Annotated in this window: 7 protein-coding genes; 3 read left to right on the top strand and 4 right to left on the bottom strand. The window is 72.3% G+C overall.

Translation table 11 applies throughout. The features are described from left to right. The first annotated feature begins 301 nt into the window (after positions 1–301). From ABT112_RS28465 to ABT112_RS28475, 3 genes are all read left to right on the top strand, one after another. Positions 302–1,483, top strand: a complete 1,182-nt coding sequence (locus tag ABT112_RS28465) for an acyl-CoA dehydrogenase family protein (protein WP_351514370.1) — start codon at positions 302–304, stop codon at positions 1,481–1,483. After that, a complete protein-coding gene (locus tag ABT112_RS28470; RefSeq protein WP_351514371.1) occupies positions 1,474–2,946 on the top strand; it encodes an aldehyde dehydrogenase family protein in 1,473 nt (490 codons plus the stop codon). Before ABT112_RS28465 ends, ABT112_RS28470 begins: the two co-directional genes overlap by 10 nt. 84 nt (positions 2,947–3,030) lie before the next feature. Continuing rightward, the gene (locus tag ABT112_RS28475; RefSeq protein ID WP_351514373.1) at positions 3,031–4,098 is read left to right on the top strand and encodes a Zn-dependent alcohol dehydrogenase; all 1,068 of its coding nucleotides are present in this window, start codon (positions 3,031–3,033) and stop codon (positions 4,096–4,098) included. Between the two features lie 57 nt (positions 4,099–4,155). Here ABT112_RS28475 and ABT112_RS28480 read toward each other — a convergent pair whose 3' ends face one another. From ABT112_RS28480 to ABT112_RS28495, 4 genes are all read right to left on the bottom strand, one after another. Next, the gene (locus ABT112_RS28480; protein WP_351514375.1) at positions 4,156–4,839 is read right to left on the bottom strand and encodes a flavin reductase family protein; all 684 of its coding nucleotides are present in this window, start codon (positions 4,837–4,839) and stop codon (positions 4,156–4,158) included. 381 nt (positions 4,840–5,220) lie between these two features. Continuing rightward, positions 5,221–6,039, bottom strand: coding sequence for an enoyl-CoA hydratase/isomerase family protein (locus ABT112_RS28485; protein ID WP_351514376.1), 819 nt, complete (start codon positions 6,037–6,039; stop codon positions 5,221–5,223). Between the two features lie 325 nt (positions 6,040–6,364). Next, complete coding sequence (locus ABT112_RS28490) at positions 6,365–8,590, bottom strand: acetate--CoA ligase family protein (protein WP_351514378.1); 2,226 nt, start codon at positions 8,588–8,590, stop codon at positions 6,365–6,367. 64 nt (positions 8,591–8,654) lie between these two features. Further along, positions 8,655–8,836: hypothetical protein (locus ABT112_RS28495; protein ID WP_351514380.1), on the bottom strand; the 182-nt coding region annotated here is incomplete at its 5' end.

Raw genomic sequence — 8,836 nt, forward strand, 5'->3', positions numbered from 1 at the left:
GCGAGTGGAACGGCGCGCACCGCACCGCAGCGAGCGGCGCGCACCGAACGCACCGCGTTCACCGAGGGGCGCGGGCAGGAGGGGTCCGGCGGACGGGGCAAGGCGCAGCCCGCGACGCGGAGTCGGCCGGCGCAGGGCCGGTCGGCGCGGGGTCGGCCGGCGCAGGGCCGGTCGGCGCGGGGTCGGTCGGCGCAGGGCCGGTCGGCGCGGCATGGCGCGTCGGGTGACCGGGCCGCGCGGTGCAGTCGGACACCCGGCAGAACGCAGACCCCGTACGACGTGGGCGGCGAGGGGAGAAGGCATGGACTTCAGCTTCGGTGCGGAGGACGACTGCTTCCGCGAAGAGGCGCGCGCATGGCTTCGGGAGCACCTGGCCGGCGAGTACGTCGCGGCGGGCGGGGAGCCGGAGGTGCGGCGGCGCTGGGAGCGTGAGCTCGGCGCGGACGGCTGGATCGGGCTCGGCTGGCAGGGGGAGTACGGCAACCGGTCCGCCTCGGTGACCCGGCAAGTGGTGTGGGCGGAGGAGTACGCGCGGGCGCAGGCGCCCGGCCGGGTCGGGCACATCGGGGAGAACCTGCTGGCTCCCACGCTGCTCGCCCACGGCGACGCGGCACAGTGCGAACGCTTCCTGCCGGCCATCGCCCGCGGTGAGGAACTGTGGTGCCAGGGCTACAGCGAGCCGGACGCGGGATCGGACCTCGCCGGACTCCGCACCGTCGCCGTGCGGGACCCGGCCGACGGCACGTACCGGATCACCGGGCAGAAGATCTGGACGTCCCTCGCCCGGGACGCCGACTGGTGCTTCGTTCTCGCACGGACGGACCCGGACTCACGGCGCCATCACGGACTGTCCTTCCTGCTGGTTCCCATGGACCAGCCGGGGCGGATCGAGGTACGGCCGATCCGTCAGATGTCGGGGTCGGCCGAGTTCAACGAGGTGTTCTTCGACGGTGCCGCGGCGCGGGCCGAGCACCTGGTCGGCGGCCCGGGCAACGGCTGGCGGGTCGCCATGGGGCTGCTCGCCCTGGAGCGTGGTGTCTCCACGTTGGTCCAGCAGATCGGCTTCTTCGAGGAGCTGGACCGGGTGCTGCGGCTGGGGGCCCGAACCGGTGCCCTCCGGGATCCGGTGCTGTGCGACCGCCTCGTACGGCAGTGGGCCGAGCTGCACACCATGCGCTGGAACGCCCTGCGCACCCTCGGATCGTCCGCGGGGACGGCCCCGGGTGCGCCGAGCGTCGCCAAACTGCTGTGGGGCGGCTGGCATCAGCGGCTCGGCGAACTCGCCATGCAGGTACGGGGCGCGGCGGCGACAGCCGGACCGTCGGACTGGTCGGCGGACAACCCGTACGAACTCGACGCGCTGCAGCATCTGTTCCTGTTCACCCGGGCCGACACCATCTACGGGGGATCGGACGAGATCCAGCGCGGCATCATCGCCGAGCGAGTCCTCGGCCTCCCGAAGGAGTCACGCGGATGCCTGTGAAGACGCACTACGGGCACTGGATCGGCGGCCGTTGGCGGGCGCCCGCCAACGGCCACTACCCGGTGATCAATCCGGCGACGGAGGAAACGGTCGGCCAAGCCCCCGAGGCGGACGGTGCACAGGTCGGCCGAGCCGTCACCGCCGCCCGGGCCGCGTACGAGGACTGGGCACGGACCGATCCCCGCGAGCGGGCCGCCGTGCTCGACCGCATCGCGGATCTGCTCGTCGAGCACGGCAAGGACCTGGTGCCGCTCCTTCAGGCCGAGACGGGCGCCACCCTGCACGTCGCCTCAACCCTCCAGGTCCCCACCGCCGCCGACCGGTTCCGGCGTTACGCGCGCGGTGCCGTGGAGCCGGACACCGTGCCGCTCGCCCCGCAGCCCGTGAAGGCGAGTCCGCTCGCGCCCGGTGGGCTCATCGGCGCCGCCGCCGTCCGCCGCCCCGTGGGTGTCGTGGGTTGTATCACCTCCTACAACTTTCCGATCGTCAACCTCGCGGGCAAAGTGGCACCCGCCTTGGCCATGGGCAACACGGTCGTCGCCAAGCCGGCCCCGCAGGACCCGCTGGGCTGCCTGGAGCTGGGCCCTCTGCTCCAGGTGGCCGGGCTGCCCGATGGCGTCTTCAATGTCGTCACCGGCTCCGGTGCGGCGGCCGGAGAGGCGCTGGTGGCGCACCCGGATGTCGACATGATCAGCTTCACCGGTTCGACCGCTGTCGGGCGGCGGATCGCCCGGTCCGCCGGTGACACGATGAAACGCACCCTGATGGAGCTGGGCGGCAAGGGCGCGGCCATCGTGCTGGAGGACGCCGACGAGAGGGTGGCCACGTCGGCGATTCGGGCGGTCGGTACCACCTGGTCGTTCCACAGCGGTCAGATCTGCACGGCACCGACCCGCGCTCTCGTCCATCGATCGCTGTACGAGAAGGTCGTTGCCGGTCTCCGACAGTACGCCGGTGCACTGACGGTCGGGGACCCTGTGGATAACTCCACGGTCGTCGGTCCGTTGATCTCCGCCGCACAGCGGGACCGCGTCGAGGAGTACATCGCCGGGGCCGTCCGGCAGGGGGCCCGGCTCGTCGTGGGCGGCACCCGGCCGGCGCTTCCCACCGGCTTCTTCGTCGCCCCGACCCTCCTGGCCGACGTCGCCCCGGAGATGACCGTCGCCCAGGAGGAGCTGTTCGGACCGGTCGTGGTGGCGATTCCGTTCGACGACGAGGACGAGGCGGTCCGGATCGCCAACGGGACCCCGTACGGCCTCTACGACTACGTGTTCAGCGCCGACGCCGGACGGGCCTGGGGGCTCGCGGCCCGGCTGCGCAGCGGCAATGTCGGCATCAACACCGTTCAGCGCCACCCCGAGACACCCTTCGGCGGCTTCAAGGAGAGCGGTGTCGGACGGGACGGCGGATCGTTCGGCCTCCACGCCTACAGCGAGCTCCAGTCCGTCGTCTGGCCTTCCTGAACCGTTCGTTCCTGATCCGTTCGCCTCCTGCCTCGCGCCCGGCCCCACCCGTGACGTCCGGCCTTCCTGAAGGGAACAGCAGCCATGAGAGGTGTGATCTTCGACGGCACGCGGACCCGGGTCGTCGACGACCTGGAGGTCCGCGACCCCGGGCCGGGCGAGGTGCTGGTCGGTGTGCGGGCGGCGGGGCTGTGCCACAGCGATCTGTCGGTCGTGGACGGCACCATCCCCTTTCCGGTCCCGGTCGTTCTCGGTCACGAAGGAGCGGGGGTGGTCGAAGCCGTGGGACCCGGCGTCGCCCACGTGGGTCCCGGAGACCATGTGGCACTCTCGACGCTGGCCAACTGCGGTGCGTGCGCCGACTGCGACCGCGGCCGGCCCACCATGTGCCGCGCGGCCATCGGGCGCCCCGGCCGGCCGTTCTCCCGGGCCGGGGAACGGCTCCACAACTTCGCCTCCAACTCGGCCTTCGCGGAACGCACCGTCGTCAAGGCCGTCCAGGCGGTGAAGATCCACCCGGAGATCCCGTTCACCTCGGCCGCCCTCATCGGCTGCGGAGTGCTGACCGGCGTGGGGGCCGTGCTCAACCGCGCCGGGACGGGCCGCGGCGAGAGCGTGGTCGTCATCGGGAGCGGCGGCATCGGGCTGAACGTCATCCAGGGCGCCCGGATGGCGGGTGCGCTGACCATCGTGGCGGTGGACGCCAACCCCGAGAAGGAGGCAGCGGCCCGGCAGTTCGGTGCCACGCACTTCATCGACGCCTCCGCCGTGCCCGACACCGTCGCCGCCGTCCGGCGCATTCTTCCCACCGGCGCGGACCACACGTTCGAGTGCGTGGGACGGACCGAGCTCATCCGGCAGGCCGTCGACCTGCTGGACCGGGGCGGCCGGGCGGTGCTGCTCGGCGTGCCGCCCGCCGATGCCGAAGCGTCCTTCCGTGTCTCCTCGATGTATCTCGACAAGTCGATTCTCGGCTGCCGGTACGGGTCGTCGCGGCCACAGCGCGACATCGCGCTCTACACCGAGCTGTACCGGGCCGGCCGGCTCATGCTGGACGAACTGGTCAGCCGGAGCTACCCCGTCGAGGACTTCGCCAAGGCGGCGGACGACGCCCGGCACGGCCGGGTGGCGCGCGGGGTGCTGACGTTCTGAGCGGTCGGCGTCCCAGGGGGATGCCGGTGCCGCGGGTGGTTCCGCGGCACGTACCGGTCAGTCGGTGAAGCGCCCGAACGCCCCGCGGTGGAAGAGCAGCGGGCCCTCCGCCGCGGCGGCGTCGTCGGTGCCGAGCGCCTCGACGCGGCCCACCACGATCAGATGGTCGCCTCCCGTGTGCACGGCGTGGATCGTGCAGTCGATCCACGCCGGCGCGCCGTTCAGCCGCGGCGAGCCCGTCACCGGCGCCGGGGCGTGGTCCACCCCAGCGAACTTGTCCGGCCGCTCGGCACTGCTCACGGCGAAGTTCCGGCACAGTGCGCCCTGATGCGCGCCCAGGATGTTGACGCAGAAGACCCCGGCCCGGGCGATACGGGGCCAGGTCGTGGACGTCCGCGCCACCATGAAGGCGACCAGCGGCGGGGCGAGGGAGAGCGAGGCGAACGACTGGCAGGCGAAGGCCGCCGGTCCGCCTTCTCCCTGAGCAGCGGGCGCGGCTTCGCCCTGTGATGCCGCTCGGTGCCCGTCCGGGCAGGGCAGGGCGTGTGCGGGGGCGGGCGCGGTGATCACGGTGACGCCGCTGGCGAAGGCGCCCAGCACGCGGCGGAAGTCCGCCGGATCGATCGGTGGACGCTCGCCGTCCCGGACGGCACGCAGGTCGGGGCGGGGGAGGGGATCGACCGGAGGCTCGGAGGTCGGTGAGCCGGTCGCGCGGAGATAACGCACGACAGTGGCAGCCATGCCCGCATGTCCCATCATGAGAACCATTGAAACTGATGGATCGTCAGATGAGAAGGTCGGCGCCGGATGAGAAGGTCCGGGTACTGCCCTACGGTGGCTTTCGTACCTCGAGGTTTCGGGGCACCGGTGGCTCGGTGTCCCGGTGCGTTGCCCGTTGGTTCGAGGTGGCAGGAGGTCGGCCACCTCCTGCTCGCGGGGCTCCTGCCGGCCCTGTGTGTGCCGATGCCTCGGGCGCAGCTCGGCTGTCCCCTTCGGCCCGGCGGACGCTGTCGGCGGTCGCGCGTACGGTGACGGTCCCGGCTTCGGTGGTCCCGGGTTCGTTGGCGGGCCCAAGCTCCCGGCGGAGCATCGGCTCCGCCGGCAGGGCAACCGCTGCCGCGCTCAGCGGCCGCGGAAGTGCGGTGGCCTGCGCTCCCTGAACGACGCCACCCCCTCGCCGGCGTCCAGCGTCGTCATGTTGCTCTCCTGGGCGGCGGCTTCCGCGGCGAACGCCGAGGTGCGGTCGTCGTCGAGTGAGGCGTTCACCAGCTGCTTGGTGAGAGCGAGGGTCCGCGTGGGCCCCGCCGCCAGACGCTCGGCCCACGTGCGCGTCACCTTCTCCAGGGCCGCTGCGGGAAGCACCCGGTTGACGAGGCCCAGGCGCTCGGCGTCGGTCGCGGACAGGGCATCTCCGAAGAACATCAGCTCCTTGGCGCGCTGCGGGCCCACGAGACGGGGCAGCAGGTAGGCGCCGCCTCCGTCCGGCACGAGTCCCCGGCGCACGAACACCTCGATGAACGTGGCCGATTCGGACGCCAGGACGAGATCGCAGGCGAGAGCCAGATGCGCGCCGAGGCCGGCGGCGGCGCCGTTGACCGAGGCGATCACCGGCTTCTCGCAGTCGAGGACGGCCGCGATGAGCCGCTGGGCGCCGCCCCGGATCGTCCGGGCCACATCGCCCGCGACGCGTTCCCGTTCGGGTGCGGCCGTGTCGCCGCGCAGATCGGCACCCGAGCAGAAGCCCCGGCCGGAGCCGGTGATGACGACGGCCCGCACGGCGGGGTCGGCGGAGGCCGCTTCGAGCAGCGCGATGATGTGTTCCCGCTGGTCCCGGGCGATGGCGTTCAGTGCCTCGGGGCGGTTGAGGGTGATCCACGAGACCCCGTTGTCAGTGGCGTGCAGTACACCTGTCTCCAAGGACTTCTCGGGGGAGGCATTCATGCGCGAACTCCTTGGCCGGTGGTGGGGGATGTGGTGGTGGCTCGTGGCTCGGACGGTGGGGCGGGCGCGGGGCGATCCGCGTTCGTCGCGGCGGCCGGTGAGGTGTCTTTCCCGCGCGGGGGGCGGGAAAGGCGCGGTGCACCGGCCGCCACGACGGTGCGTCTCGGCTTCGGCCCGCAGCGGGACGGGGCGCACCGGGACGGGGCGCAGAGGTACGGGGCGCAGCGGTGTGCGGGGCCGGTCGGCCCCGGCCCGGGCGCTGCCGGCGGGGTCCATGGCACACACCGCACCGGTCCGGAGGCCGCCGCTGCGCGAGCGCGTGCGCTCACCGGCATACGACCAGGGCGTCGAGCGCCACTGCGCCCTGGCCCCGCTCCAGCACCACGAGCGGGTTGATGTCGAGCTCGGCGATGCCGTCGCCCAGTTCGAGCGCCAGCCGCTGGGTGCGCAGCACCACCTCGACCAAGGCGTCCACATCCGCCGGAGGTGCTCCGCGCACACCCTCCAGAAGGGCGTGCCCGCGCAGTTCACGGAGCATGGATCTGGCCTGGTCCTCGCCGAACGGGGGGACCCGGACGGACGTGTCCCGCAGGACCTCCACCAGCACCCCGCCGAGCCCGACCGTCACCGTGGGGCCGAAGAGGCTGTCGTGGGTGACGCCCACGACCATCTCCACTCCCCGCTCGATCATCTGGCAGACCAGTACGCCGTCCAGGTCGATCCGTTCGTACCGGGCGATGTCGGTGAGCTCCCGATAGGCGTCCCGGACCTGACTGGCCGAGGTCAGCCCGACTTTGACCAGACCCAGTTCGGTCTTGTGCGCGAGCTGGGGGGCGGAGGCCTTCAGTACGACCGGATAGCCGACGGGCCCGGCGGCCCGGACGGCCGCGGCCGCGCTGGTCACCAACTGCTCGCGCGGCACCCGGATCCCGTAGGCCCGGAGGAGCTGCTTCGCGGCGTACTCGCTGAGCTCCCTGCCGGGCTGCAGCAGGGGCTCGGCCTTGCGGGCCGAGGGGGACAGCGTCCGTGGGGCGTCCTCGAAGGGGGAGCGGTAGTGCGCGGTGAAGCGATGGTGGCCGAGGTAGGACCGGACGGCGGTGATGCAGTTGGAGAAGGTCCGGAAGGTGGCGACACGGGAGGAGCCGAGCAGGGTCGTGCGATAGGCGTCCTCGGTGCCGGCCGGCGATCCCCAGACGACGCACACCAGCTTGTCCGTGGCTTCCGCGGCGTCGACGAGATCCTGGGCGAGCTTGTCGCTCAGGGGTGGGAAGGGGCCGGTGATCGGGCAGATGAGCACGCCCACGGCGGGGTCCGCGAGGATCGCGTCGATGATCTTCCGGCCGCGCCAGTCGCCCACCGGGTGGCCCCCGTTGTCGATGGGGTTGGCAACGTCGAGGTAGTCCGGTATCCACTGGTGCAGTTCGGCCTGCTTGGCGTCGGACAGCGTCGGCAGCGCAAGGCCCGCGGCGGCGGCCAGATCCGAGAAGTGGGCACCGGTTCCCCCGGAGATCGAATACACGGCCACGCCGTCGGCCTGCGGGGGGTGTGCGCGGGCCAGGAGCGCGGCGGTGTCCTGGAGCTCGTCGAGCCCGTCGACGCGGATCACGCCGAACTGCCGCATGGCCGCGTCGACGACCTCGTCGGCTCCGGTCAGTTTCCCGGTGTGGGAGGCCGCCGTCCGGCTTCCGGTCGCGGTCCGGCCGACCTTGACGGCCACGACCGGCACCTTGTTGCGGGCGGCCCGGTCGGCGGCCAGCAGGAAGCTGCGGCCGTCCTTCAGCCCTTCCACATATGCGGCGATGGCGCCGACCTCGGGCTGTGACGCGAAGTAGGAGATGAAGTCCGCGGTCTCCAGATCGGCCTCGTTGCCCGTCGGCGCCCAGTGGGAGAGCCGGATGCCGAGCTCCTGGAGGCTGAAGACCGGCCGGCCCTGATGGCCGGACTGGGTGATGAGGGCGATCGCGGGGCCCGTGAGATCCTGCCGGAACTCCTCGAAGGCATTGACGTTGGTGTTCGGGCCGAGCAGCCGGAGGCCGGAGCGTTGGACGGCCGCGGCGAGCCGGTTCTGCGCGGCGGCCCCGTCGTCGCCGGTCTCCGCGAAGCCGGACGCGAAGGCGACGGCGAACCTGACCTTCGTCGCCGCCAGTTCCTCGATCACGGAAAGGGGGTCGGCCACCAGGACGACAGCGAGGTCTACAGGACCCGGCAGCTCCGATACGGACGGGTGGCAGGGCAGCCCGTAGACGGTGCGGCGACTCGGATTGACCGGATGGAGGCGGGCGCCGACCCGCTCGGACCAGTCGAGGAGCCGGCGGGTGATCCCCGCATTGGGGCGGCCCGGGCTGTCCGACGCGCCGATCACGGCCATGGACTCGGGCCGGAAGAAGCGGTCGAGATCGGGAACGGGCAGGTGCAGGGGGCGCCCACTGACGTCGGTGCCCTTGCCTGGATCCGCCGTCTCGTGGACCGTGGTCCGGGAGTGCTCACCGCAGGCCGCGACGCGGGCCGGGCGGGAGTGCGTGGTCAGGGTGCCATGAGTCGATCCAAGCATCGTCTCGCCCGCTCCTGCTCGATGGCCGATAGGACGCCGCCAGACAATCTGACGCTCAGTCAGATTACGCAACTGACGCGTAGTCAGGAACAGGGCTGCAGGGAAAAAGTCGACCTTGGGGGAGATCCTGTAGCGCTTTGTCGCGGGCTTCGCGGGCTTCGCGGGCTTCGCGGGCTTCGCGGGCTTCGCGGGCTTCGCGGGCTTCGCGGGCTTCGCGGGCTTCGCGGGCTTCGCGGGCTTCGCGGG

Source organism: Streptomyces sp. NPDC002055, from assembly GCF_040296705.1.
GTDB lineage: Bacteria > Actinomycetota > Actinomycetes > Streptomycetales > Streptomycetaceae > Streptomyces.

Bases quoted from the DNA above. Each gene is read 5' to 3' on its own strand.
- ABT112_RS28465 (WP_351514370.1), top strand. From the start codon at position 302: ATGGACTTCAGCTTCGGTGCGGAGGACGACTGCTTCCGCGAAGAGGCG.
- ABT112_RS28470 (WP_351514371.1), top strand. From the start codon at position 1,474: ATGCCTGTGAAGACGCACTACGGGCACTGGATCGGCGGCCGTTGGCGG.
- ABT112_RS28475 (WP_351514373.1), top strand. From the start codon at position 3,031: ATGAGAGGTGTGATCTTCGACGGCACGCGGACCCGGGTCGTCGACGAC.
- ABT112_RS28480 (WP_351514375.1), bottom strand. From the start codon at position 4,839: ATGGCTGCCACTGTCGTGCGTTATCTCCGCGCGACCGGCTCACCGACC.
- ABT112_RS28485 (WP_351514376.1), bottom strand. From the start codon at position 6,039: ATGAATGCCTCCCCCGAGAAGTCCTTGGAGACAGGTGTACTGCACGCC.
- ABT112_RS28490 (WP_351514378.1), bottom strand. From the start codon at position 8,590: ATGCTTGGATCGACTCATGGCACCCTGACCACGCACTCCCGCCCGGCC.